General features: G+C 64.8%; 27 protein-coding genes. 21 read left to right on the top strand and 6 right to left on the bottom strand.

Annotation, left to right across the window (positions count from 1 at the left end; genetic code table 11):
• Positions 1 to 376 precede the first annotated feature (376 nt).
• From ACVJ6E_RS10005 to ACVJ6E_RS09925, 17 genes are all read left to right on the top strand, one after another.
• Positions 377 to 1,048 (top strand): molecular chaperone TorD family protein, encoded by a 672-nt coding sequence (locus ACVJ6E_RS10005; protein ID WP_199681042.1) that lies wholly within the window; start codon positions 377 to 379, stop codon positions 1,046 to 1,048.
• Between the two features lie 84 nt (positions 1,049 to 1,132).
• Positions 1,133 to 1,324, top strand: a complete 192-nt coding sequence (locus tag ACVJ6E_RS10000) for a twin-arginine translocation signal domain-containing protein (protein WP_120268116.1) — start codon at positions 1,133 to 1,135, stop codon at positions 1,322 to 1,324.
• Between the two features lie 121 nt (positions 1,325 to 1,445).
• Positions 1,446 to 4,427 carry a formate dehydrogenase subunit alpha gene (locus ACVJ6E_RS09995; protein ID WP_120268115.1) on the top strand — a complete coding sequence of 994 codons (2,982 nt, stop codon included), beginning with the start codon at positions 1,446 to 1,448 and terminating at the stop codon, positions 4,425 to 4,427.
• Between the two features lie 12 nt (positions 4,428 to 4,439).
• A complete protein-coding gene (fdh3B, locus tag ACVJ6E_RS09990; RefSeq protein WP_067214644.1) occupies positions 4,440 to 5,039 on the top strand; it encodes a formate dehydrogenase FDH3 subunit beta in 600 nt (199 codons plus the stop codon).
• 107 nt (positions 5,040 to 5,146) lie between these two features.
• On the top strand, positions 5,147 to 5,344 hold the full coding sequence (locus tag ACVJ6E_RS09985; protein WP_147421837.1) for a hypothetical protein: 198 nt from the start codon (positions 5,147 to 5,149) through the stop codon (positions 5,342 to 5,344).
• Positions 5,345 to 5,399: 55 nt separating this feature from the next.
• Complete coding sequence (locus ACVJ6E_RS09980; RefSeq protein WP_491676438.1) at positions 5,400 to 6,557, top strand: formate dehydrogenase subunit gamma; 1,158 nt, start codon at positions 5,400 to 5,402, stop codon at positions 6,555 to 6,557.
• Positions 6,558 to 6,570: 13 nt separating this feature from the next.
• The gene (locus tag ACVJ6E_RS09975) at positions 6,571 to 7,959 is read left to right on the top strand and encodes a c-type cytochrome (protein WP_208996648.1); all 1,389 of its coding nucleotides are present in this window, start codon (positions 6,571 to 6,573) and stop codon (positions 7,957 to 7,959) included.
• Positions 7,956 to 8,120, top strand: a complete 165-nt coding sequence (locus tag ACVJ6E_RS09970) for a hypothetical protein (protein WP_158592645.1) — start codon at positions 7,956 to 7,958, stop codon at positions 8,118 to 8,120. The genes ACVJ6E_RS09975 and ACVJ6E_RS09970 overlap by 4 nt, the downstream gene beginning before the upstream one ends.
• Entirely contained in the window at positions 8,117 to 9,034 is a 918-nt protein-coding gene (locus ACVJ6E_RS09965) for a trypsin-like peptidase domain-containing protein (RefSeq protein ID WP_158592644.1), read from the top strand. The genes ACVJ6E_RS09970 and ACVJ6E_RS09965 overlap by 4 nt, the downstream gene beginning before the upstream one ends.
• 92 nt (positions 9,035 to 9,126) lie before the next feature.
• A complete protein-coding gene (locus ACVJ6E_RS09960; RefSeq protein WP_120268113.1) occupies positions 9,127 to 9,318 on the top strand; it encodes a DUF6494 family protein in 192 nt (63 codons plus the stop codon).
• A gap of 73 nt (positions 9,319 to 9,391) precedes the next feature.
• On the top strand, positions 9,392 to 10,192 hold the full coding sequence (locus ACVJ6E_RS09955; RefSeq protein WP_147421836.1) for a biotin/lipoate--protein ligase family protein: 801 nt from the start codon (positions 9,392 to 9,394) through the stop codon (positions 10,190 to 10,192).
• Complete coding sequence (locus ACVJ6E_RS09950) at positions 10,189 to 10,677, top strand: DUF6505 family protein (protein ID WP_120268111.1); 489 nt, start codon at positions 10,189 to 10,191, stop codon at positions 10,675 to 10,677. Before ACVJ6E_RS09955 ends, ACVJ6E_RS09950 begins: the two co-directional genes overlap by 4 nt.
• Positions 10,677 to 11,690, top strand: a complete 1,014-nt coding sequence (locus ACVJ6E_RS09945) for a DUF6352 family protein (RefSeq protein WP_120268110.1) — start codon at positions 10,677 to 10,679, stop codon at positions 11,688 to 11,690. Before ACVJ6E_RS09950 ends, ACVJ6E_RS09945 begins: the two co-directional genes overlap by 1 nt.
• A gap of 44 nt (positions 11,691 to 11,734) precedes the next feature.
• Positions 11,735 to 12,637 (top strand): DMT family transporter, encoded by a 903-nt coding sequence (locus ACVJ6E_RS09940; protein WP_120268109.1) that lies wholly within the window; start codon positions 11,735 to 11,737, stop codon positions 12,635 to 12,637.
• Positions 12,638 to 12,694: 57 nt separating this feature from the next.
• Positions 12,695 to 13,918 (top strand): multidrug effflux MFS transporter, encoded by a 1,224-nt coding sequence (locus tag ACVJ6E_RS09935; RefSeq protein WP_120268108.1) that lies wholly within the window; start codon positions 12,695 to 12,697, stop codon positions 13,916 to 13,918.
• 111 nt (positions 13,919 to 14,029) lie between these two features.
• The gene (locus ACVJ6E_RS09930; protein ID WP_120268107.1) at positions 14,030 to 15,448 is read left to right on the top strand and encodes a multicopper oxidase family protein; all 1,419 of its coding nucleotides are present in this window, start codon (positions 14,030 to 14,032) and stop codon (positions 15,446 to 15,448) included.
• Between the two features lie 58 nt (positions 15,449 to 15,506).
• A complete protein-coding gene (locus ACVJ6E_RS09925) occupies positions 15,507 to 15,809 on the top strand; it encodes a DUF3144 domain-containing protein (RefSeq protein WP_120268106.1) in 303 nt (100 codons plus the stop codon).
• Positions 15,810 to 15,860: 51 nt separating this feature from the next.
• On the opposite strand, the gene ACVJ6E_RS09920 is transcribed toward ACVJ6E_RS09925, so the two are convergent.
• Entirely contained in the window at positions 15,861 to 17,900 is a 2,040-nt protein-coding gene (locus tag ACVJ6E_RS09920; protein ID WP_120268105.1) for a 4Fe-4S dicluster domain-containing protein, read from the bottom strand.
• A 248-nt stretch (positions 17,901 to 18,148) separates the two neighbouring features.
• On the opposite strand from ACVJ6E_RS09920, the gene ACVJ6E_RS09915 reads away from it, so the two are divergent.
• Together ACVJ6E_RS09915 and ACVJ6E_RS09910 are read left to right on the top strand one after the other, a co-directional pair.
• Complete coding sequence (locus ACVJ6E_RS09915) at positions 18,149 to 18,685, top strand: DUF3305 domain-containing protein (protein WP_158592643.1); 537 nt, start codon at positions 18,149 to 18,151, stop codon at positions 18,683 to 18,685.
• Positions 18,682 to 19,443 carry a DUF3306 domain-containing protein gene (locus ACVJ6E_RS09910; RefSeq protein ID WP_158592642.1) on the top strand — a complete coding sequence of 254 codons (762 nt, stop codon included), beginning with the start codon at positions 18,682 to 18,684 and terminating at the stop codon, positions 19,441 to 19,443. The genes ACVJ6E_RS09915 and ACVJ6E_RS09910 overlap by 4 nt, the downstream gene beginning before the upstream one ends.
• A gap of 36 nt (positions 19,444 to 19,479) precedes the next feature.
• Here the strand turns inward: ACVJ6E_RS09910 and ACVJ6E_RS09905 are convergent, their stop codons facing one another.
• Both ACVJ6E_RS09905 and moaA read right to left on the bottom strand, forming a co-directional pair.
• Positions 19,480 to 19,821, bottom strand: coding sequence for a hypothetical protein (locus ACVJ6E_RS09905; RefSeq protein ID WP_120268102.1), 342 nt, complete (start codon positions 19,819 to 19,821; stop codon positions 19,480 to 19,482).
• A 1-nt stretch (position 19,822) separates the two neighbouring features.
• Positions 19,823 to 20,824, bottom strand: a complete 1,002-nt coding sequence (gene moaA / locus ACVJ6E_RS09900; RefSeq protein ID WP_120268101.1) for a GTP 3',8-cyclase MoaA — start codon at positions 20,822 to 20,824, stop codon at positions 19,823 to 19,825.
• 227 nt (positions 20,825 to 21,051) lie between these two features.
• Here moaA and ACVJ6E_RS09895 point away from each other — a divergent pair, with 227 nt between their 5' ends.
• A complete protein-coding gene (locus ACVJ6E_RS09895; protein ID WP_120268100.1) occupies positions 21,052 to 21,423 on the top strand; it encodes a gamma-butyrobetaine hydroxylase family protein in 372 nt (123 codons plus the stop codon).
• 136 nt (positions 21,424 to 21,559) lie between these two features.
• Positions 21,560 to 22,210, top strand: coding sequence for a L,D-transpeptidase (locus tag ACVJ6E_RS09890; RefSeq protein ID WP_120268099.1), 651 nt, complete (start codon positions 21,560 to 21,562; stop codon positions 22,208 to 22,210).
• 2 nt (positions 22,211 to 22,212) lie between these two features.
• Here the strand turns inward: ACVJ6E_RS09890 and ACVJ6E_RS09885 are convergent, their stop codons facing one another.
• The 3 genes from ACVJ6E_RS09885 to ACVJ6E_RS09875 form a co-directional block, all read right to left on the bottom strand.
• A complete protein-coding gene (locus ACVJ6E_RS09885; RefSeq protein WP_120268098.1) occupies positions 22,213 to 22,449 on the bottom strand; it encodes a hypothetical protein in 237 nt (78 codons plus the stop codon).
• Positions 22,450 to 22,795: 346 nt separating this feature from the next.
• On the bottom strand, positions 22,796 to 23,386 hold the full coding sequence (locus ACVJ6E_RS09880; RefSeq protein ID WP_120268097.1) for a L,D-transpeptidase: 591 nt from the start codon (positions 23,384 to 23,386) through the stop codon (positions 22,796 to 22,798).
• Positions 23,387 to 23,716: 330 nt separating this feature from the next.
• On the bottom strand, positions 23,717 to 25,351 hold the full coding sequence (locus ACVJ6E_RS09875; RefSeq protein ID WP_120268096.1) for a fumarate hydratase: 1,635 nt from the start codon (positions 25,349 to 25,351) through the stop codon (positions 23,717 to 23,719).
• Positions 25,352 to 25,372 lie beyond the last annotated feature (21 nt).

Here is a 25,372-nt window from a genome sequence, read left to right as displayed (position 1 = left end):
TTTTGCTGAAGGCGAATCGGGGCGCGTTTAAGCGGCTCCGTTTCTTGAAAAGAACCTACGCAGGCCGCCAATTGATTGTTTGGCGGCGGGTTTTTAAAACATGACTATTTAGGTTAGCTTTTATCTCAAGGCAAAACATCCCCGCCGATCAGTCCTTTTTGTCGCACGATCGGGTGCGCGCTACCGGTTTATTGTGCGACGCACAATGGTCTGCAGTGCGGAGATCATGCATTCTGTGTTGTTTCGTGTATTTTTATACGAAAAATGGATTGTAAGTACATGAAATGCATAAACATCTCCCACGCAACGCAAAACCGAAAGCGTTTGCGTGCACCCGTCCAAAATGACAATCTGCAAGGTGAGGGAGATTAATTGCATGATCAACAAGCCGGATTTCGGTGCCGCAGCTGCGGAAGCCGGAACGTCGGACGCACATGCTGCCGAGAAAATGATGGTCGTCCCCGAAGATCGGGAGCGGGCCATCCTTTATGGCATTCTGGCGAGCGGTCTGGAGCGGGCTGCAGATCGTGGCTGGCTGGCCGCGATCGCCGCGCTGCCGCGTCTCGAGGGCGAAATCGGCGGTCCGTTGGCGGAGCTCTCTCGTATCGCCGCAACCGCGGACCCCGAAGTGCTGCGACGCGAATATCACGACCTCTTCATCGGGGTTGGGCGCGGCGAGCTGGTCCCATACGCTTCCTATTATCTGACCGGATTTTTGAACGAGAAGCCGCTGGCGCTGTTACGGCAGGACATGCGTCGGCTCGGCATCGAACGCGATCCGGACATTCACGAGCCGGAGGATCACATCGCGGCGATTTGCGCGATGATGGCCGGACTGATCGACGGCAGCTTCGGCGATGGCGACGAGGAGGAGGCTTCCGCCTTCTTCCGTGCTCACCTTGCCGTTTGGGCGCCCTATTTCTTCAAGGATCTGGCCGCGTCCGAAACCGGCGAACTGTATCCTGCGCTCGGGCGACTGGGGCAGGCTTTCACAGCGGTCGAGATCGAGGCTGACAGGCTTTTCGCGGAGCGCCGCAAGGCGGGTTGAGTATCTGGCCCGGCGCAGGCCGGGCAAGGCGGGTGGCGGGCGAAACTGCTGCCCAGGGCAATGTAAGTGGAACGAGAGGGTGTCATGAGACGCAAGGACACAGCGATTGAGGCGGATCGTCGGAGTTTCCTGAAGCTTGCAGGGCTCGGTGCCGTGGCCGGCACGGCGACGCTCGTGACTGGCGAGGCCGAAGCGGTCGAGGCCGACAAGGCGGCTGGGAGCGGCTACCGCGAGACCGAGCATGTGAAGACCTTCTACGACACGGCCCGGTTCTGATCCGCAAGGACGCCGGACTGTCTGAAGTCGCAATCAGCGCCCCGTGCCGAAGGCAAAAGAATGGGGCATGCGCAGAACCAGTCGCTACGAAGCGGCCCTGCGCTATCGAGGGAGAAACGTGATGCTGAGGAAGAAGACGAGCGGGACTGCGCGTCGTTCCAGCCTGGCTTCCGCGATCGAGGCGATCGGCGCCAGCGCGATGGACCGCCGTACGTTCCTGCGCAGGTCGGGCCTTGCCGCGGGCGGGCTCGCCGCAGCCGGGGCACTTACCGGTGGCATGGTGCGCAAGGCCGAAGCGGCCGGGCCGACCAATGCCAAGGTCGAGATCAAGAAGACTGTCTGCACGCACTGTTCGGTTGGCTGCACCGTGCTGGCGGAAGTGCAGGATGGCGTGTGGACCGGCCAGGAGCCGGGCTTCGACAGCCCCTTCAACCTCGGTTCGCACTGCGCCAAGGGCGCCTCGGTGCGCGAGCATGCCCATGGCGAGCGCCGCCTGAAGTACCCGACCAAGCTGGTCGGCGGAAAGTGGGAGCGCATTTCCTGGGATCAGGCGATCAACGAGATCGGCGACCAGATGCTGAAGATCCGCGACGAGAGCGGTCCGGACAGCGTCTACTGGCTCGGCTCGGCCAAGCACAGCAACGAGCAGGCCTATCTGGTGCGCAAGTTCGCAGCCTTCTGGGGCACGAACAACGTCGACCACCAGGCGCGTATCTGTCACTCCACCACGGTCGCAGGTGTCGCGAACACCTGGGGTTACGGTGCGATGACGAACTCGTACAACGACATCCACAATTCCAAGGCGATCTTCATCATCGGCGGCAATCCCGCCGAGGCGCATCCGGTCTCGCTGCTTCACGTGCTGAAGGCGAAGGAAGAGAACGCCGCGCCGCTGATCGTCTGCGATCCGCGCTTCACCCGCACCGCAGCGCATGCGTCCGAGTATGTCCGCTTCCGTCCGGGCTCCGACGTGGCCCTGGTCTGGGGTATCCTCTGGCACATCTTCGAGAACGGCTGGGAGGACAAGGAGTTCCTGCGCCAGCGCGTCTGGGGTATGGACCAGATCAAGGTGGAAGTGGCCAAGTGGACGCCCGAGGAGACCGAGCGCGTCACCGGCGTCCCGGGTTCGCAGCTGAAGCGCGTCGCCCGTACGCTCGCCAACAACCGTCCGGGCACCGTCATCTGGTGCATGGGCGGCACGCAGCACACCAATGGCAACAACAACACCCGCGCCTACTGCGCCCTTCAGCTGGCTCTCGGCAACATGGGCAAGGCCGGCGGCGGCACCAACATCTTCCGCGGCCATGACAACGTGCAGGGTGCGACGGACCTTGGCGTGCTTGCCGATACGCTGCCGGGCTACTACGGCCTAGCGGAAGGCTCCTGGCGCCATTGGGCGCGCGTTTGGGGCGTTTCCTACGACAGCCTTGCCGAGCGCTTCGCCACGATGAAGGGCGCCGACGGCAAGGACAAGGCCATGATGTTCGAGAGCGGCATCACGGTGTCGCGCTGGATCGACGGCGTTCTGGAAGACAAGGCGAACCTGCTTCAGCCCGACAACACACGCGCCATGGTGTTCTGGGGCCATGCTCCGAACTCGCAGACCCGTCTGCCCGACATGAAGCGGGCGATGGAGAAGCTCGATCTGCTGGTCATCATCGATCCGTTCCCGACCATGTCGGCGGTGATGCATGACCGCAAGGACGGCGTCTACCTGCTGCCGGCGACGACCCAGTTCGAGACCTATGGCTCAGTGACCGCGTCGAACCGCTCGCTGCAGTGGCGCGAGAAGGTCATCGATCCGCTGTTCGAGTCCAAGACCGACCACTCCATCGCGTATCTCTTCGCGAAGAAGTTCGGTTTTGCCGAGGACATGTTCAAGAACATCGAAGTGAACGGCGAGGAGCCGCTCATCGAGGACGTGACCCGCGAGTTCAACCGCGGCATGTGGACCATCGGCTATACCGGCCAGTCGCCGGAGCGCCTGAAGCTGCACATGCAGAACCAGCACACGTTCGACCGTACGACCCTGCGCGCCAATGGCGGGCCGGCGGACGGCGACTTCTACGGCATGCCCTGGCCGTGCTGGGGCTCGGCGGAGATGAAGCATCCCGGCTCGGCGGTGCTTTACGATACGTCGCTGCCGGTTGCCGAGGGTGGCATGGGCTTCCGCGCCCGCTTCGGCGTCGAGAAGGATGGCGACAACCTGCTGGCCGAAGGCTCCTGGCCGGTCGGTTCGGAGATCGAGGACGGCTATCCCGAGTTCACCATGGCCATGCTGATCAAGCTGGGCTGGGACAAGGATCTGACGCCCTACGAGCGCCGGATGATCGAATGGGTCGCCGGCATGGTGGATGCCATGCCTTCGTCGGAAGAGGTCGGCGAGACCTCGCAGACCGGGGATATCCCCTCCGATTACAATGACAAGGTCGGCGGCGTGAACTGGAAGACCGACCTGTCCGGCGGCATCCAGCGCGTTGCGATCAAGCATGGCTGCGCGCCCTACGGCAACGCCAAGGCCCGCGCAGTGGTGTGGACCTTCCCGGATCCGGTGCCGCTGCACCGCGAGCCGCTCTACACCAGCCGTCGTGACCTGCTCGACAAGTATGCGACCTATGAGGACAAGACCTTCTGGCGCGTCCCCACCCGCTACAAGTCGATCCAGGAGAACGACTATTCCAAGGACTTCCCGATCATCCTGACCTCGGGGCGCCTGGTGGAATACGAAGGCGGCGGCGACGAGACCCGCTCCAACCCGTGGCTAGCCGAGCTGCAGCAGGACATGTTCGTCGAGGTCAACCCGCGCGATGCCAACAATCTCGGCATTCGCGACCGGGAAATGGTCTGGGTGCACGGTCCGGAGGGCGGCAAGGTCAAGGTGATGGCCATGGTGACCGAGCGTGTCGGTGTGGGCGTGGCCTTCATGCCCTTCCACTTCGGCGGTCACTTCCAGGGCGAGGACCAGAGGCACAAGTATCCGACCGGTTCGGATCCTTATGTGCTCGGCGAGGCGACCAACACCGCCCAGACCTACGGCTATGACAGCGTCACCCAGATGCAAGAAACCAAGGCCACGCTCTGCCGCATCGAGCGCGTGGCGTAAGGGGGAAAAACCATGGCACGGATGAAATTCCTCTGTGACGCCGAGCGCTGCATCGAGTGCAATGCCTGCGTGACTGCCTGCAAGAACGAGCACGAGGTGCCGTGGGGCATCAATCGTCGCCGCGTGGTGACCATTCAGGACGGCAAGCCGGGCGAGCGCTCGATTTCCGTCGCCTGCATGCACTGCTCCGACGCGCCCTGCATGGCGGTGTGCCCGGTCGACTGCTTCTACCAGACCGACGAGGGTGTGGTCCTTCACTCCAAGGACCTGTGCATCGGCTGCGGATACTGCTTCTACGCCTGCCCCTTCGGCGCGCCGCAGTATCCTCAGGCCGGCAACTTCGGTTCGCGCGGCAAGATGGACAAGTGCACCTTCTGCGCCGGCGGTCCCGAGGCGGACAACTCCTCGGCCGAATACGCCAAGTACGGCCGCAACCGTCTGGCCGAGGGCAAGCTCCCGCTCTGCGCGGAGATGTGCTCGACCAAGGCTCTGCTGGCTGGCGACGGCGACGTGGTCTCGTCGATCTATCGTGAGCGCGTCGTGGCCCGCGGCTTCGGCTCCGGAGCCTGGGGCTGGGGCACTGCCTACGAGCAGAAGGCAGGCAGCTTCTGATCGGTACCTTTTTAAGGCCGTTAAGAATGACAGGGGCGGCCTGCGGCCGCCTCTGTTGCGTCGGTGGGGCATGGAACCCGCCGAAACCCGACTGAGGAGAGAGTGACGTGAAATCGGGATCAGCCACGTGGGGCATGTTGGTCGTCGCGGGAGCGCTGCTGGTGCTCGTTCCGGGGTGCCGGGACGATGAGCAGAATCGCCCGCTGCATCTCGAAAAGGGCGTCTATCAGGGTGCGGACGATGCTCCGCTCACCGCGGAAGAGCGCCGCGCGCTGCAAGAACGCGGCAACCGGCAGCGCTTCTGAGGCGCGTCGACAGCCTGAAGATCAAACCTGCGGACGGAACAGGGGAGGGACTAGGATGTACCACACGGGAACCATGCGCCCCGCATACATCTCGAACGGCATTGTCTGGCGGCTTCGCACCGCGCTCATGGTGGTGGTCGCCGCTCTGGTCCTGGCGCTCTCGGTCCAGGATTCGGCCTTGGCGCAGCCGGTCGACAACGATCCGGCAACCGTATCGCCCGTTCAGGGACAGGTGCCGGGCAACACGCTGGGGACGGATTCCGACACCGAGATGTGGCGTGCGGTCCGCCAGGGCGTCGCCGGGCAGGTTTCCATCCCGGACAAGAACGCGGCAACGCTCGTTCAGTCGGAAGGCGAACTTTGGCGCTCCATCCGCAATGGACCGCTGGCGCTTTATGCAAGCTGGGCGATGCTGGCCATGGTCGTGGTTCTGAGCCTGTTCTTTGCGATCCGTGGACGGATCCGCATCGAGCATGGACGGTCCGAACAGACCATCACCCGCTTTGCCGCCTTCGAGCGCTTCGGCCACTGGCTTCTGGCTTCGTCCTTCATCATCCTGGCGCTGACCGGCCTGAACGTGATGTACGGCCGGTATGTGCTGTTGCCGGTCATCGGTCCCGAGGCCTTCGGAGCGTTGACGATCTTCGGCAAGTATCTGCACAATTATCTCGCCTTCGCCTTCATGGCGGGTCTCGTCATCATCTTCGTGATGTGGGTCAGCCATAACCTGCCGCACAAGACCGACATCAAGTGGGTCCTGCAGGGCGGGGGCATCTTCTCGCGCAAGCTCCATCCGCCTGCGAAGAAGTTCAATGCCGGTCAGAAGGTGATCTTCTGGCTGACGATCCTTGGCGGCCTGTCGATTTCCATGTCCGGCTGGACCCTCCTTTTCCCGTACACCACGCACTTCTTCTCCGGCACGTTCGAGCTGGTGAATACCGTGTTCGGAACCTCGCTGCCGGCCTCCCTGTCGCCGCTGCAGGAACAGCAGCTTGCCTCGCTGTGGCACTCGATCATGAGTGTGTTCCTGATCTGCGTGATCATCGCGCACATCTATATCGGCACCATCGGCATGGAGGGCGCCTTCGACGCCATGGGCTCCGGCGAGGTCGATCTCAATTGGGCGAAGGAGCACCATTCGCTTTGGGTCGACGAAGTGATGGCCCGCGAGGCGGAGCACAAGGGACCGAGCAAGGTCCAGCCCGCAGAGTAGCCGGGAGCGCGTCGTGTCGGCAGTGGTCAGAACCTTCGTCGTTTCGCTGGTTCTGGCACTGGCAGGCGGCCATGCGGTCGCCGCCGGTGACGACCCGGTGCCGGCCTGGCCGGAGCGGCTGCAAGGGCACGGTGGCCCGGTGCGCTCTGTCGTGCTCGATAGAGACGATGGGCGCGCGCTGACAACGTCCTTCGATTACTCGGTCATCCTGTGGGCGTTCGAGGCAGGCGAGGGACGCGTCGTCCATCGGATGATCGGTCACGAGGCGGCGGCCAACGATGCCGCCTTTGCCGGCGGGGAGCGCGCCGTCTCTGTCGGAGACGATGGCGCGGTCATCCTTTGGAACCTTGCCGATGGCGCGATGCTCGACCGCATCGACACCGGCGAGGACAAGACGCTGGCGGTGTCCGTCAGCGCCGACGGGCGCTTCGCGGTAACGGCCTCCTGGGACCGTACCGCCAGGATCTACGCGCTTGAGGGTGACCGGCTGTCCGAGCGCGCGGTACTGGAGGGTCATCGCGGCAACGTTAATGCCGCCGAGTTCTCCAGCGATGGAAGCCGTGTGTTCACCGCGTCCTACGACGGCGCCATCCGGGTGTTCGACCGGGAGACCGGCGAACTGTTGCGAGAGGTCTATTCCCACGGCTGGGGCGTCAACGTGATGGCTCTTCTGCCTGGAGAGGCGCATCTTGCCTTCGGCGCGACAGATGGCGCCGTGGCCGTGGTCGACATCGCGCAAGGGAGCGTGTTCAAGCAGCTTGCCAGCCACGAGCGACCGGTCCTGTCTCTGGCGCTGTCGCACGACGGCAGCCGGCTTGCCAGCGGCGGGGGCGACGGGCGTATTCGCGTCTACGATACCGGCGAGTGGGGGCTGCTGGAGGAATTCGAGAATCCTTACGGCCCGGTCTGGGGTCTGGCTCTCCCGGCGGACGGGACAGTGGCGCTGTATGCGGGTCTCGACGACTATGTGAACATCTGGCAGGTGGCGCCGCGCAAGCCGTTCGAACCGGTAGACAGCCAGTTTCCGCGCCGCTTCCAGGTCTCGGCGGAGGATGATCTCGGACGCCGGCAGTTCGCGCGCAAATGCTCTGTCTGCCATACGTTGACGCCGGATGGCGGCAACCGGGCCGGGCCGACGCTTTACGGCGTGTTCGGGCGACGGGTCGGGACCTTGCCGGGGTATCCCTACTCGCCCGCGCTGAAGCGCCTCGATTTCGTATGGAACGAACAGACGATTTCGGACCTTTTCGACCATGGCCCCGACGTGGTGACGCCGGGCTCCAAGATGCCGATCCAGCGTCTGCGGAGCGATGAGGAGCGTGATGCGCTGGTGGCCTATCTGAAACATGCGACCGCGCCCGCCGAAGGCGACGCGGCGAGGCAAGGAGAACAGAAGCAATGAAGGCGTTCCTGAGCGCGATGGTGGCGCTCGCGGTGATCGGGACCGGGGCCTGGGCCTACCTGACCCGCGAGCTCGATTATTCGTCGGCCTCGGTCTATTCGTCCCACAATCCGGGCGCAGTCCGCCTGTCGCCCGATTCCGGCAAGCGACCGGGCGAATGATCCGCCTGGCGGCGGCGCTGGCGTTCCTCTTCGCTGGTGCGCCGGCGGCCCTGGCGCAGACGTCCGGCCCGGCCACCGCAACACGATCCGTCGTCGCCCTGTTGCCGGACTGGCCGGCGAGCCAGCCTCGGACGGAGGAGCCTGAAGGCTCGGCCGTGGCAGTCGGTGAGGGCGGTCTTTTGTTGACAGCCGACCATGTGCTCGGCGCGGCAAAAAGCGTCCGCATTCGCCTTGGCGACGGCAGCGTGCATCCGGCCGAGATCGTCCACAGGGATACGGAAACGGATCTCGCACTGCTTCGCGCCAACGTCGACCTGCCGGTGCTCGAGGCGGCATCCGATCCGCAGCCTGCCAGTCCCGCTTGTGCAATCGGTAATGCCTTCGGTCTTGGCGTCTCCGTGACCTGCGGTGTCGTCTCTGCAACCGGCCGTGGAGGCATCGGCTTCAATGCCGTTGAGGACTTCGTGCAAACTGATGCCGCCGTCAATCCGGGCGCGTCTGGTGGGGCTCTGGTCGACGGCCAGGGGCGTCTCGTGGGCATTCTCTCCGCGATTTACACAAAGTCCGGCGACGGCGATATCGGCGTCAATTTCGCCGTGTCGGAGCCGCTGGCGCGCCGGGTGGTCGAGGTGGCCCGGTCCGGGGGCTCGCCGCGCCGTACGCTCGGGGCGAGCCTGCGCCCGACCCGAGCGGGACCGCTTGCAGCCGGCCTGCGGGTGCTTTCGGTCCGTGAGGACAGTCCGGCTGCACGCGCGGGGCTTCAGGCCGACGACGTGATCCTGGCGGTCGACGGCTGGCCGGTCGCAAGCGTCGCGCTCCTGCGCGGTCGGCTGGAACGGGCTGACGCAACCGGAGCCCTGACGTTGCGCCGGGGTGAATCAGTTTCTGAGGTGCAGCTCGATCTTTCAGATTGAACAACCTCTTGGAGCCCCTCCCGGATTCAGTTTCTCAAGAATATCTCGTGCAACCAGGGGCTCCTCCAGCCCCGTATCGAAAGGCTAGGTCCATGAACGACGAAACCTTCAATATGTCCCTCAGGAAGTTTCTGAAGCAGGTCGGCGTGACCTCGCAACAGGCTCTGGAGACTCATGTTCGCACCAATGGGCTGACGGATGGCACCCTCACGGCGAAGGTCGTGCTGACGCTGGACGGGCAGGAGTTCGAGCACGTCGTCACCGGCAAGATCGACCTGGGATGAGATCGATATCGTCGCGCTCGGCGCTGACGGATTCAGTTTTTGAAGGAACGCTGTCATCTTGCTGGAAAACAACATGAACGAGCTCCCGGAGCCGGTATTTCCGCCTCTGCTCAAGGGGCACAGGCTGGACGGCGGCGCTCATCCGTTCGAGGCAGCGGTGGCAGGCGCTGCGAGCCGGCACTACTCCGCCGGCGACCTGCTGTGGTCTTCCGATCCCGCTCATGTCCGCATCGCGCTGGTGCTGGAGCCCGATGTGGAGCCGGCGCGCGGCATCGAGATGCTGTTCCTCGCCATGGTCGCGACGACGGACGCCATGGGTGCGTTGATCCCGCCGGAGGTTGCCTTGACCTACGAATGGCCGGCGGTGCTGCGCGCGAACGGAGCGCGCGTCGGTCGAGCTCGGTTCGCTCAGGCGCAAGAAACCGGCGAGGACGGGGCACCGCTCTGGCTGGTGGTGGGGATCGAGTTGCGTCTTGCGCCCGTCGATGGGGCGATGGAGCCTGGCGAGATGCCGCATCTCACAAGCCTCGTCGACGAGGGCGCGGCCGACCTTGGGCACAGGCTGGCGGTCGAATCCTTGTCGCGGCACATGCTGACATGGATCCATTCCTGGGACATTGACGGCTTCGCTCCGGTTCTCGACAACTGGCTGTTCCGTGCCGATGGCTATAAGCAGGAGATCGTGGTACCCGGGCCGAAAGGCGAGCGGCGTGGCACGTTCCTGGGGATCGACGAGGCCGGCAGCCTGTTGCTCAAGCCCGCCGACGGCGGCTCCGCCGTGGCGTTGGCGCTCGATGAGCACCTGGCGCATCTCGATCATCGCGACAGCGAGGATGCCGCATTGGCGCTGCACAACAAGGGAATGGACCAATGACCCGGCTGCTCAAGGCGATCCGGCTCGATGTATCGGATACGAAGGTGTTTCCGCTTGCGGCGGAGGCGGGAGACTGGGTCATCCCGGGAACCTTTGCCTTTCGTGCCTATACCGATGAGGGGCTGACCGGGAAGCTGCGGCAGGCATTCGTCTCCGGTTTCCTGTCGCTGGAGAACTTCGGTTGGTCGACGCTTGCGACCCCTGCCGAGATCTCCGAAGAGGAGCGGGAGCGGCTGCTGGATCGGCTCTGCGAGCATTTCGTCGAGGAGCACGGCGCCCCATCCATAGAGGCGGCGCGTCCCGTCGCCGAGGCGGAGCTGAACGATACGGCCGAGATCGCGTCCGAGCTCGACCTCAACGCGCTGCTGGCGGTCAGCCGGGAGATCGATGAGGACGACGGAACGATCCGAGAGAGCTTCCATCTTGTGACGCCCCCGGACGATGCGCCCCATGCCCGCATCTGGGACGTGACCGAGGACGACTGATGCCGCAATTCTGGAAATCGTCAGGGGCGCACCTGTTGAGCCGCGATGCCAGCGGCTACCTCCAGGTGACGCCGGACTTCCTGCGAGCCTATTTCACCAGGCCCGAGATCCATCCCGTGGAGGAGTCCTGCGAGGCTGAGCATCGCCTTTTCGAACGGCTGATGACCGATCCTTTCGCCGCGGTTGGCGATGACGATCTTGCGGCCATCGTCGATCCGGATGCGGCCGACAACTATCGCGTCGTCCTACGCTTCCGGGACCACCTGGTCGCCCATGGCAGCATCGAGAGTGGCTATGCTGCCCTGTTCAAGGGCAATGGCATCGACATCCCGCCGATGTTCATCGACCAACTCGTCCACCTGATCGCCCACAACGTGCTGCGCAAGGTGGCGGACCCGATGCGGGTACGCGCCGGCGAGCTCCTGTTCCGGGAGCAGGCCGTGACGACCGCGGATGGACAGCTGATGCTGGCCGACGCCGAGACGGTGGAGACCTATTCGCGCACCGGCGGTCTGGGTGGCCTCGGCGCGCTGCTCGCCGAGGCGGGAACGCCCGTGCCGTCGGTCTCGCTCGATGTGTTGACCGAGGAGAATGCCTCGATCTACTGGGATCGGTCGGACCGCTTCGACACGGCCATCGACTTCCGCTTTACCGAGCCTGCGCTGGACGCCTTCGCCCGGGTTCTGGAAAGCTGGATCGGCCATTTCCACGGGGTGTCCGTGCGCATTCAGCCGCAACAGTCGGTCCGCGACGAGCGTTGGTCCTGGCATGTCGGGCTCGATGCGGAAGCAACACGCATCCTCAATGCCCTCTATCAGGGGCAGCAGGTCGGGGAGACGGATCTTGGCCGGATCGTCGCCCTGTTCCGCATGGACTTCGACAATCGGGGGGACGCCATCGAGAGCATGCGCGGCAAGCCGGTCTGGATGGGACTTGCGATGGGCGCCGACAATATCGTGCGCATGAAGCCTCAGAACCTGTTGACAAACCTGCCCGTTCGGCCTCGAAACTGAACGTCCCGCCCGCGGCCCGTGTCCGCAAGCAATCGGACATCGCCATGTTCACTTCGGAAAACGGCCGCGCCATCCTGTTCATGATGCTGGCCATGGCCGGGTTCATCGTGAACGACAGTTTCGTGAAGCTGGTTTCCGAGCGTCTGCCGCTTGGCGAGATCATGTTCGTGCGCGGCATCATGGCGCTCGCCCTGGTGCTGGGCCTTGGCATAGCCAACGGAGAGGTGAGGCGCTTTTACCTCCTGGCGAACAGGCTTGTCGGTCAGCGCGTCTTTGCCGAGGTGACGGCAACCGTTCTCTATCTCACAGCGCTGTTCAACATGGAGATCGCCAACGCGACAGCGATCCTGCAGGCGCTGCCGCTGTTGGTCACGGCAGGAGCCGCCGTATTCCTGGGCGCTCCGGTGGGATGGCGCCGCTGGACGGCCGTCGCGGTCGGCTTTGGCGGCGTCTTGCTGATCGTGCGCCCGGGCATGGAGGGGTTCAACGCGTGGGCGCTGATGGCGCTTGCCGGCGTTCTGTTCATGGCGCTGCGGGATCTCACGACGAATGTACTGCCGAAGAACGTTCCGACGCTCGGCGTCACCTTCGCGACGCTTGTCGGGGTCACCGTGACCGGGCTTGCGCTTTCGCTCCGCGAGACCTGGACGATGCCGTCGCTCCTCGATCTGACATTCCTTGCCGCGGCAGCCTGTTTCATCCTCATCGGCTTCGTCTGCATCATCAACGCGATGCGTATCGGCGATATCTCCCTGGTCGCTCCGTTCCGCTATTCGATCATCGTCTGGGCAATCATCATCGGCTACTTCGTCTGGGGCGACGTGCCCGACCTGCCGACGCTCGTGGGTATTGCCATCGTCGTGGCAACGGGGCTCTACAGCCTGATGCGCGAGCGCAAGAAGTTGCAAGAGGCCGGACCTGCCGCAACGGCCGACTTGCCGCGATGAGCGGCGGGATTTTCCAAGGCTTGCCAACGTGCCATCGCACGCCCTAAAGCAGATCGTATGACAAATCCTCTCCCTTCGGCAGTGCCGGAGCGGCGCCCCACCATTGCGCTCCTCGTTGCCGTCTCCGCCGTCAATCCTCTTGCTCTCAATATCTACCTGCCGTCGATGCCGACGCTGGTGGATATCTTCGACACGACCGCAGGCATGGTGCAGCTGACGCTGTCGCTCTACCTCGCCGCCGTGGCGATCGCGCAGATCGGCATCGGCCCGTTGTCCGACCGGCACGGGCGGCGTCCCGTGCTGATGTGGGGCCTTGGCATCTTCATCGTCGGCAGCATCATCTGTGCGCTGGCGGACACCATCGAGACGATGCTCGTCGGCCGCATGTTGCAGGCATCTGGCGGCTGCGCCGGCATCGTGCTGGGGCGCGCCATCGTGCGCGACCTGTTCGACCGCAGCCAGGCGGCCAGCATGATCGGCTACGTCACCATGGGCCTGGCCGTCGCCCCGATGGTCGGGCCGGCCATAGGTGGTGCGCTGGATGAGAATTTCGGGTGGGGCACCAGTTCCTATCTGATGGTCGTTCTCGGCATCATCGTCTTCATCTGGGCCTGGTTCGAGCTGCATGAGACCAATCACAACCGCGCTGCCGCAGGCGGCGGATTGCGCGGGTTGGCGCGCAGCTACGGCGTGCTCGCCCGCTCGCCGCTCTTCGTCAGCTATGCGCTGACTTCGGCCTTCACGTCCGCGGTGTTCTTCTCCTTCCTTGGAGGCGCGCCTTTCATCGCGGCAAAACTCATGAACATGACGCCCTCGACCTATGGGCTCTATTTTATGATGGTCGCCGGGGGCTACATCGTCGGAAACTGGACGTCGGGGCGCTTTTCGGCACGGATCGGCATCGGCCGGATGATCAACGGCGGCAACATCGTCCTCAGTCTTGCGGTGATCATCATGGCGACCGCGTTCTGGATGGGGGAGCCGCGTCCGCTCTCGCTGTTCGGTCCGATGTTCCTCGTCGGCATCGGCAATGGCATGTCCTTGCCCAATGCGATCGCCGGTGCCGTCAGCGTCCGGCCGGACCTTGCCGGCGCCGCCTCGGGCTTTACCGGCAGCATGCAGATCGGCGCCGGTGCGATCACCTCCGCGCTGGTCGGTTGGCTGCTGACAGGTGTTCTTTGGCCGGGAACCATCTGGCCGCTGGTTCTTGTCATGACTGTCTGCTGCTGCGTTGCCGTCGCCTCCGGCGTGTTTGCGAGGCTGCTGGAAGCGGTGGAATAGGCAAGCCGTGCGGCAGACGGTATCTTCGTCTCCCATATGCTGCTTGCCGGCGCTGCGCCTTGCACCATTTACCGGCAGTCCGTGAAGCCAAAAGCCACACGAGGTTCTGCAATGACGAGAAGCTCCGGGCCGTCGCGCCGTTTCCTGCTCCAGTCCGCGCTTGCCGCAAGCGCCCTGCCGTTCCTGCCGCGCCTCTCGCTGGCGAGCACGTCCGGGCCGACGGAGCTGGTGGCAAAGCCGGGCAAGGCCTCGCTTTGGGAAGAGGGCGGCCCGCTGGCGGACATCTGGGGCTATGACGGCGGCGTGCCGGGACCGGTGCTGCGCATGCGCCAGGGTGAAACCCTGAGCGTGCGCTTCCGCAACGAACTCGAGCAGCCCTCAACCATCCATTGGCATGGCATCCGGATCGACAATGCCTATGACGGTGTTGCCGGCCTGACGCAGGAGCCCGTCGAGCCCGGCGAGACCTTCGAGTATCTGATCAAGGCGCCGGACGCGGGCACCTTCTGGTATCACCCGCACAACCGCAGCTGGGAACAGTTGGCGCGCGGCCTTTACGGCGTTCTGATCGTGGAGGAGCAGGAGCCGGTGGCTGTCGATCAGGACATTGTCCTGGCCTTCGACGACTGGCGGCTCGACGAGGCGCGGCAGATCGATGTCGCAAGCCTGGGGATGCTGCACGACTGGGCCCATGCGGGGCGTCTCGGCAATGTGCTGACCGTCAACGGCCAGCCCTATCTGAAACAGACTGTCAGGCCCGGCGAGCGCCTGCGTCTGCGTGTCCTCAACACCGCCAATGCGCGTGTGCTCCAGCTCCGCTTTGCCGGGCTAGCGCCGGTCGTCCTGGCGCTGGATGGCCAGCCGGTCGAGCCTTATCCCTTGGCAGAGGAGACGCTGGAGATCGCGCCGGCGCAGCGCTGCGACCTTGTGGTCGACGTGCCGGGCGAGGCGGGCGTGTTCAAGATCGAGGAAGTCTCGCGCGATCCCTTCGCGGCCTGCGAGCTGCGCGCAGAAGGCGAGCCGATCGCTCGTACGGCACCGCTGCCCGAGACTTTGCGGCTGCCGGGGAACCCGCTGGCGAGCGCGCTCGATCTCGAAGGCGCGCTTTCGGTCGACCTCCTGATGGAGGGTGGGGCGATGGGGCGCATGGGCGCCGCGATGCTGCATGGCGAGAGGAAGGGCATGCGCGACCTCATGGAGGCCGGCAAGCTCTGGAGCTTCAACGGCGTCGCCGGCAGCCATCATGACCCGGCATTGTTTTCGACCGCGCTCGGCCGAACGGTGCGCATGCCCATCGTCAACGACACGCGCTGGCCGCATGCGATCCACCTGCATGGACACCACTTCCGGGTTCTCAGCCGAAACGGTGCCCCGGTCGCACGGGAAGAGTGGCGCGATACGGTGCTGACCGCGCCGGGCGAGCGCGTCGAGATCGCTTTCGTTGCCGACAATCCCGGCAAGTGGATGCTTCACTGTCACATGCTCGAACATCAGGAAGCCGGGATGATGAGCTGGTTCGAGATAAGCTGACCTTCGCTGCAAGGCGGACAGGTCCAGACCACATCAACAGGAGAGGAACGTTTCCCGCATGGCCAACAGACAGGAACGGCGCGCAGGACGCGCGTCAGGGACACTCGATACGACCGGTTTCCTGCAGGTCGCGGGCAAGTTCATCGACGTGGCGAACCGCGAGAACCGCAAGATCCCGGCCACGGACCTGCAGATGGCCTTCCTCTGGGCGGCGGCCCGCTACAACGCCCATGTGGCAAAGGCGGTGGTCGGCGTCGAGGATCACGAGGACTTCGTGACCAAAATGGTCGAGAGCTACCGGGAAATGCTGCGTCAGAACCTTGCCGATCCGGAGCTGGATCCGCCGGCTGGAAGTGCGTGACGCCGCTGGGGCGAAAACCGGTCGCCGCCGGGCGGCAGCGACCGGTCGATTTCAGTTGTCCTTGAGGAAATCGTCCGCGGTGAGCGAGCCCTTTTCCATCGCCAGATAATCGTCGGTCGTGACGATCCGCGGCCTTGCGCCGCCCCGCAGCGGCGTGTCGTCCATTTCCCACTGGGCCGAGATCCGGCAGTCGTCGCACATCTCGATCAGGGCGATCTGGTCGGCACGCTGGAACATCCAGTGCTTGCCGGACAGCTTTTCGCGGATGCGGGCGATGGACGAGCGCGTGCCGAAGGCCTTGCCGCAGGAAACGCAGGTCGCCGGCTCTTCTTCGTGCAAGACCTCGGGCCGCATGGCGCTCGGAGCGGCGTTGTAGCGCGCGTCCAGCGTGATGACCTGTTCCGGGCAGGTATTGGCACACAGACCGCACTGCACGCAGGCCGCTTCCGTGATGCTGACCTGGGGCTTGTCCGGATTGTCGGAAAGCGCAGCCGTCGGGCAGGCGGAAACGCAGGCAAGGCAGAGCGTGCAACCGTCGGAAGCGATCTGGATGCGGCCATAAGGCGCGTGCGCGGGCAGCGCAATCAACTCCTGCGACGCCGGGGCACCTTCCAGCAGACGGGCGATCGCGCTACGCGCGACGTCGCGCTTGCCACCGACTGGATCGAAGCTTGCCGACCGGACGGCGAGGGCATTCGCCTCGACGGGGAAATAGCCGGACACCGCGTCGGGGTCGTCTTCGACAGCGATGGCGAAGGTGCCGGACGGCTTGTATCCCATGCCGGCCAGCAGGCTCTCGCACAGCTCGATTTCCATGCGCAGGGCATCCAGCTCGTGCGCCTTGGAGGGCGGGCAGAGGAAGACGATGCGCTGTGCACCGGCAAGCACGGCGGCAAGAATCGCGTCATGGCCGAAGCTCGTGACGGCATGGGCGCCATGCGGCAGCACGTTGCCCGGCAGGCCCTCGCCGAGGCGGGCGAGCGCATTGATGATGTCGCCGCCATGCTGGCTTTCGTGGACGAGGAGAACGGCATTCTTGCCGCCGGCCTCGCGATAGGTGCCGAGCAAGGCCTGGAGGCGGCGGATCTGGCTGCTACGGTTCAGGTAGCGGTAGCTGACCGCACCGGTGGGGCAGTGCGCCGCGCAGGAGCCGCAGCCGCCGCAAATGCCCGGATCGATGGCGATCTCGCGCCCGGTGCTGGAAATCGCTCCTGCCGGACACGCGTCCAGGCAGTTGGTACAGCCGGTCTTGCCCGAGCGGCCATGGGCGCAGATCGAAGCGTCGTAGGTGACGTAGAGCGGCTTTTCGAACGTGCCGACCATGTCGGCCATGTCGAACATCGCCCGCGCCACCGCGGCCGGATTGCCCGGATCGACACGGATGTATCCATCGCGCTTGGACGGGGCGCTGACCAGTGGGGTCTCGCCGGACAGATCAAGGATCAGGCTGCAATTGGCGCGTGCGCCGTCACGGGGCAGGGCGAAGGAGGGAGCCCCGCGCGAGGATGGCAGCATCTGGGCATAGCCGTCGACCGTGACCTCGAAATCGCCCAACGACCCGCCAACAGTGCGGATGCGTCCCATATGTACCGGGATTTCCAGCGTGCCGGGCAGGATTAGATCCGAGGCATCGCTGAGCAGCAGAGAGACCGACAGCCGCCCCTCCAGGGCCCGGGCCGCATCGAGCGCCTGCTGGCCCGCGCCATAGACGAGGCAGACCCCATCAGACTCGATCGAGTGCAGGGCGGCAGGGACCGAGGGTGCCAGCGCTTCGGCGAGCACGGCTGAGATCTTGGGATGGGGATCGGTCGAGGTGGCGCACCAGCCGGCGCGCTCGCGGATGTTGACGAAGGACAGTTCCTGCTCGGCGCCACGTTCCTCCGCGACTTCCTGGAACAGCGGGGCTTCCTGCGTGCACGCGACAAGGAGGGGCTCGCCGGTCGCCAGCGCCTTTTCGAACGAGGCCATCTGCGCGCGGCACAGCTGGGTGTGCACGGTGTGGTCCTTGTCCAGTCCTGCAATCCGGCCTGCGTCGAGACGCATGGTCTTTTCGCAGTTGCACAGCATGATCCGGGGTTTGCTCGACGCCATGTCGTTCCTCCGTGGCGCGTGCCCGTCCTGCTCTGGAGCACTGGCGAGCCGCTCTTGTTCGATTTGCTCGACACTAGCGCAATTCGTGAGGATTTTCCTTACCTGCCTGAACTTGTGCGCATCCTTGTCGGAAGTCGAGGGGCGGTGAGGGCGGGAGCCGATACGGCCGCATTGCCTTTCCCTCTCGGGTGCCCCAGAATTACGCAGATACAACAATATCGGACCGCACCTTGCGGGGAGGAATTTACGTGCAAAGGGAAGTGATTGCGCCGTTCGGCATCGTGCTGGAGCGTCGTCCGTCCTCTTCGAAATGGGCGGATTGGTCGTGGAAGATCACGGAAGTGATCTCCGACGCTCCGGCAACCGACGGCTGGACGGTCATCCACGAAGACGATGGCGTCACGCGCTATCTGTCCTCGCCGCACATGCTCGTGCTTCATCACAAGATGGTGGAGGCCTACGACGCGAATATCGAGACCGGCTCCCCGTCGATCTGGGCAATGCTGGATGACGAGATCACACCTGCCATGCCGCCCTACAGGCCGCGCGGTGTCACCGCCGACCCTTACGAGGCGCAGGGTGTTCTCGACAGCGCCGCCGGACTGGTGGAGCGGGTGGCGATGCCCCGGGAGACGGTTGCCTGGATGGCACAGTACCTTGCCTCGTTGCCGGAGGCGCCGGCCTTCCGCAAGCGCCGCCGAGACCGCATCGAGACCGAGAAGCAGATTTTCGGCAAGGAGCCGATCTTCTCGCCGCTCGGCCGCAGAGAGGAGCGGGAGTCGTGAGCACCGAGACCGACCGCGGCTTTCTCTCGCGCTGGTCGCAGCGCAAGCAGGCGGCGCGTCAGCAGGTCAACGAGAGTGCCGAAGAGGAGCGCGCGGAGCCCCTGGAGCCCGTCTCCGAGCTTGCCGGCGGCGAGCCGGAGGGAGGCGTTGGGCGTCAGCAGCCGACCCGGGAGGAAATCGCCGACGCCAACCGGGCGGCAGCGGAGGCTGTCGATCTCGAGACACTCGGCTTCGACTCCGATTTCTCGCTGTTCCTCAAGGACGGCGTGTCCACCCAGCTAAAGAACGCGGCGCTGCGCAAGCTCTGGCGCTCCAACCCGGTTCTGGCCTGCGTCGACGGCCTCAACGACTACGACGAGGATTATCGTACGGTCGAGACCTTCGCCGATGGGATCCGCTCGTCCTGGCAGGTCGGCAAAGGCTACAGTTGGATGTCCGAGGTGGAGGAAAAGCTGGAGGCGGTCGCGGATGCGGTCGATACCGTTGCGACTTCAGAGGACGCGGACGAACCCGCTTCCGACGTGGCTGAGCCGGACGCTCCCGAAGGCGCCGACGCGCAGGTCGCCGAAAGTGCGCCGCCGGAGGATGAGGAACCGCACGCCCTGACGGCGCAGGCGCCAGAGGCCGAGGACGGGCAGGAGGGGTCGCTTTCGCTCGCCGTTCCGCAGGCCCGCGACGACGATGACACGGTGCCTTCTCGAACGCAGGCCGTTCAAGAGCCGGCCCGCCCGGCGCGCCGGCGGGTTCGCTTCACCTGAAAGGACGAACCGAGGTAGTCCTGCTGAGGCGGGGTGCTACTGGGGCGGAAACTGGCTCTCGCAATAGCTGACCGCTCGGGAGCGGAACGTCTCGTAGCGAGCCGCGTCGACCAGTCCTTCCTTGCGCATCTGGTCGACAGCGCCGACACGCTCGGCGAGGCACGCATCGAGCTGCGGGTTGCCGGACGAGGCCATGCCGGCAGCGACGGTGCCCGAACTTTCGAACGGCGTCATGGCAACGCCGGCAAATCCGACCTTTCCGATCCAGACCATGGCCCCCGCCAGTCCCGCGGCGATCGCGAGCGCCGCAAGACGTGCGGCGATCCCGTCGATGGCTCGCGGTCGCGGGGAGCGGGGGGCGACGGGAGCCTCCGTCATGTCAGCCGCCCGTCACGCTCATGTGGCGGGAAACAGCGGGCTGGCGCGTGCGCCGGTCGATGATGAAGTCGTGGCCCTTCGGCTTGCGCCCGATCGCCTCGTCGATGGCGGAATAGAGCAGTTCGTCGCTCTCCGAGGCCCGCAGCGCCGCGCGAAGGTCGGCGCTGTCATCCTGGCCGAGGCACATGTAGAGCATGCCGGTGCAGGTCACGCGGACGCGATTGCAGCTTTCGCAGAAATTGTGGGTCATCGGCGTGATGAAACCCAGCCGTCCGCCTGTTTCGGCGATGCGCACGTACCGGGCCGGGCCGCCGGTCTTGTAGGGAATGTCCTCGAGGGTCAGGCGCTCGGCAAGGTTGGCGCGTACCAGAGAAAGGGGCAGGTACTGGTCTGTCCGGTCTTCCTCGATCTCGCCGAGCGGCATGGTCTCGATCAGCGTCAGATCGTAGCCGTTGCCGTGGCACCATTCGATCATCGGCACGATCTCGTGCTCGTTGACGCCCTTCAGGGCGACCATGTTGATCTTGACCGAGAGGCCGGCTTCGGTGGCCGCGCGGATCCCGTCCATCACCTTGGCAAGGTCGCCCCAACGGGTGATCGCACGGAACCGCGCCGGGTCCAGCGTGTCGATGGACACGTTGATGCGGCGCACGCCGCAGTCGTAGAGTTCCGAGGCGTAGCGGGCGAGCTGCGATCCGTTTGTGGTGATCGTCAGCTCCTCCAGATCGCCGCTGTCGATATGGCGCGAGAGCGAGCGGATCAGGCTCATGATGTTCTTGCGCACCAGCGGCTCGCCGCCGGTCAGGCGCAACTTTCGCACACCCTTGACGATGAAGGCGGAGCACAGCCGGTCGAGTTCCTCAAGGCTCAGAACCTCCCGCTTCGGCAGGAAAGTCATGTCCTCGGCCATGCAATAGACGCAACGGAAGTCGCAACGGTCGGTGACGGAAACGCGGAGATAGCTGACGGTTCGCCCGAACGGGTCGATCATCTGCTGGGACATCGTGTGTTCCTTGCCCGGCCGCCGGTGCGGCCTCTTGATACCTGGACGCCGGATGCGCGGTGCCTCCGGACTCCTCCCCATTTTGGGTATGAAGGTAGCGGAAAGAAGACTTGCGTCAATTGTGCGCAGGAAGGAGAGGCCGACAGCCTCGGTCGTGCTTGCAGTTTGCCGCAGCCGCTCTATCGTCGCGACCAACGCAAGCAACGCAACCGGGAAGGATGTGAAACGTGACCGACAGCAAGCCCTGGCCGACGGAACTCCGCCTGAGCAAGGACCGCAAGCGGCTCACCGTCACCTTCGACACTGGCGAGGCGCACGAATACTCCGCTGAGTATCTGCGGGTCTGCTCCCCCTCTGCCGAGGTGCAGGGACATTCTCCGGCGCAGCGCAAGACGGTGCCCGGCAAGATGAATGTGGGGATCCTGCAGCTCGATCCGGTCGGCAACTATGCGGTGCGCATCCATTTCGACGACCTTCACAATACCGGGATCTTCTCCTGGGACTATTTCCTCAAGCTGGCGAACGAGCGCGAGGAACTGTGGGGCGGCTATCTGCGCGAGCTGGAGGAAAAGGGCCTTTCCCGCGAGCCGAGCCGCTGAAACTGGCGTCGACAGCCGCTTGGAATCGTCTGCATAGTTGCAGCAGTTGGAATCACTTCGGAGAGTGCGAATCGTGAGCGGTGATGGAGCGACAGTCCGGTCGGCCGGACAGCAGGTCGCAAGCAATGCAAGCGGGATGAGCCGCCGGGCGCTTCTGGCCGGTCTGCCGCTTTTGCTTGCGGCATGCCAGACCAAGAGCGGCGCGATCCGCAATGCCGGCCTCGAGGTGACGACGGAAGGGGCGCCCAATTATGCGCTGGCCTATGCGGCGCGACGCGACGGCGGCTTCAATATTCCGGCCATTCCGTGGAAGGAGTTCGATCCGCGCTATCTCCGCCAGTCGGTTCGCTACATGAGCCGCCACGAGCCGGGAACCGTGGTCGTCGACCCGCATGCCAAGTTTCTCTATCTGATCCAGCCGGGCGGCAAGGCGATCCGTTACGGCATCGGTGTCGGCCGTGCCGGCTTTGCCTGGTCTGGCGATGCGACGATCCGCTTCAAGCGCGAATGGCCCAAGTGGTTCCCGCCGGCGGAGATGATCGACCGCGATCCATCCCTCGAGAAGTATCGCGATGGCCAGGACGGCGGCCCGCGCAATCCCATCGGCGCGCGCGGCCTCTACCTGTGGCAGGGCAATGTCGACACGCTGTACCGGATCCACGGTACCAACCAGCCGCGTTCCATCGGCACCAACGCCTCGTCGGGCTGCATCCGCATGTGGCACCAGGACATCATCGATCTCTACGACCGGGTCGAGGTGGGCGCCAAGGTGGTCGTGCTCGGCTGAGATCAGCGCGACGTGACTGCCAGCTTTTCGGCATAGGCAAGGATCGCCTCAAGGTCGTCCTGGGTCAGGATGACCTCGGCCAGCGTGGCCGGACTGTCCTGGGGGCGGGGCGGCTCGTTCTCGAAGCGCAGATGCGCAGGGTGAGGACGGCGCGCGAGGAAGGTGGCAAACCGGTCGTGCCAGTCGTCCAGCGCACTGACCATGATCATGAAGGACGGGGTGGAGGAGATGCCGGTCATCCGGTTCTCCGGCGTCACCACATGGCACCGCGCGCAATGGAGTTGCGATAGGGCCTTGCCGCGCTGTGCAAGCGCATCGTCGGGCGTCTGCGCGGCAGCTGACCCGGGCGCCAGCAGCGCAGGGCAAAGGGTGGCAGCGAAAAGCCCCCCAAGGACAGCGGTCTGGAATCCTGTCAGCTGATGAGAAGATGCGGCGTGCCGCCGCTGCGTCCTGCGTCCCGTCATGTGCCCGCTCTCCCTGCGCGTGCTTGTCAGGATGAAGGATTGCGTTGGAATGCGGGCGGATCAACGAAAAAGGGCCGGCGCAATCGCCGGCCCTTTATCATTTTCGAAGCTGGTTCGCAGCTCAGCGCTTGACCACCACCCGCGCGCCGACATCGACGCGGTCGTAGAGATGCACGACATCGTCATTGGCCATGCGAATGCAGCCCGACGAAACCGCGGTTCCGATGGTCCAGGGCTCGTTGGAACCGTGGATGCGGTACAGCGTGTTGCCGAGATACATGGCGCGCGCGCCCAGCGGGTTGTTCGGACCGCCCGGCATATGCGCCGGCAGCACGCGCCCCTTGGCGCGCTCGCGGGCGCGCATCTGCGGCGGCGGCGTCCAGCCCGGCCACTCGGCCTTGCGGCTGATGCGCTGGGTGCCGGCCCACTGGAAGCCCTCGCGGCCGACGCCGATGCCGTACTTCATCGCACGGCCATTTTCCTGGACGTGGTAGAGGCGGCGCTCGCCGGTATCGATGATGATCGTGCCCGGAGCATGGGGACCATTGTAGCGCACGGTTTCACGAGGGATCGGCGACTTGCCGCTCGGGGCGCCGTGAGCGCTGAAGTCCACCCACTTGCGGGTGGCGGGATCAAAGAAGCTGTTCGCAGCCGCAGGCGTCGCGATGGTCGCGGCGACGAGCGTGGCGGCAAGCAGGTTGAAAAGGCGCATATCCAGTTTCCCCATCCGGTGGTCGTCCGAACCAGCCTGAACCCATGCAACAACGCGATGAAACTCGGATGACAACCCGTCCCCGGAGGAATGGTGTTGCGGAGGAGGCTCCGGTGCGTTGCCTGCGTGGCGCTGTGTAACGATCTGGCTCCGTAACGATACTTCCCAGTGTCCCTTGCAATGCGGTTAATGCAAAGGTCTCGACGGACAGGAAACTGCCATAATCGGAAAATGGTTGGCGTGACGGCGGTCACATGATCGTGAGTTTGCCGACCGAAAGGTGGTCGCAATGCCGTCGTCACGCTCGCAGGTAGGTAGGTGCCTCGGCCGTCAGCCGAGATTGAGCTCTTTGAAGAAGTCGTTGCCCTTGTCGTCGATGACGATGAAGGCGGGGAAATCCTCGACCTCGATCCGCCAGATCGCTTCCATGCCGAGTTCGGGGAACTCGACGACCTCGACCTTCTTGATGCAGTCCTGGGCAAGACGGGCGGCCGGGCCGCCGATGGAGCCCAGATAGAAGCCACCATGGGCCTGACAGGCGCGGCGCACCTGCGCGGAGCGGTTGCCCTTGGCAAGCATCACCATGGACCCGCCGGCTGCCTGGAACTGGTCGACATAGGCATCCATACGACCGGCCGTGGTCGGGCCGAAGGACCCGGAGGCATAGCCTTCCGGCGTCTTCGCGGGACCTGCATAGTAGATCGGGTGGTTCTTGAAATAGTCGGGCAGCGGTTCGCCCTTTTCCAGCCGCTCGCGCAGCTTGGCATGGGCGAGGTCGCGCGCCACGATCAGCGGTCCGCTCAGCGACAGGCGGGTCTTGATCGGATGACGGGTCAGCTCGGCCAGGATCTCCGGCATCGGCCGGGTCAGGTCGACCTTGACGACGTGATCGGACAGGGTGTCGTCCGTCACCTCGGGCATGTACTTGTGCGGCTCGCGCTCCAGCTGCTCCAGATAGATGCCGTCGCGGGTGATCTTGCCGAGCGCCTGGCGGTCTGCCGAGCACGAGACGCCGATGCCGATGGGCAGCGAGGCGCCGTGACGGGGCAGGCGGATAACGCGCACGTCGTGGCAGAAATACTTGCCGCCGAACTGCGCTCCCACACCGGTCGCCTGGGTCAGCTTGTGGATCTGCTCTTCCATCTCCAGGTCGCGGAAGGCATGCCCGAGTTCGGAGCCTGTCGTCGGCAGTTGGTCGAGGTAGCGGGCGGAGGCGAGCTTGACCGTCTTGAGCGTGGTCTCGGCGGAAGTGCCGCCGATGACGATGGCAAGGTGATAGGGCGGGCAGGCGGCTGTGCCGAGCGTCAGGATCTTCTCCTTGATGAACTCGACGAGCCGGTCCGGCGTCAGCAGCGACGGGGTGCCCTGGTAGAGGAAGGTCTTGTTGGCCGAGCCGCCGCCTTTGGCCATGAACAGGAACTTGTAGGCGTCGTCGCCCTCGCTATAGAGCTCGACCTGCGCCGGCATGTTGTTGGAGGTGTTCTTCTCCTCGAACATCGACAGCGGGGTGAGCTGCGAATAACGCAGGTTCTTCTTGAAATACGCGTCGCGCGCGCCTTCGGCGAGCTTCGCCTCGTCGCTGCCGTCGGTCCACACGCGGCGGCCCTTCTTGCCCATGATGATGGCGGTGCCGGTGTCCTGACACATCGGCAACACGCCATGAGCCGAGATATTGGCGTTCTTCAGCAGGTCGAAGGCGACGAACTTGTCGTTCTCGGTTGCCTCCGGGTCGTCGAGGATCTTGCGCAGCTGCTCCAGGTGCCCGGGCCGCAGGTAGTGGTTGATATCGGCAAAAGCTTCCTCTGCGAGGATGCGCAGCCCTTCCGGCTCCACCACCAGCACCTCTTCGCCCTGGAACGTTGCGGTCGAGACGTAGTCGGAGGTGAGCTTGCGGTAGGGCGTGGGGTCTGCCGCAAGGGGGAACAGCGTGGAGTGGCGATAGTCGGGAGGCGTGGTCTCGGACATCGGTCTGCCTTGGCTGGAAGC

This window comes from Stappia sp. G46H5W, assembly GCF_058448995.1.
This window is presented reverse-complemented; position numbering and strand designations above follow the sequence as displayed.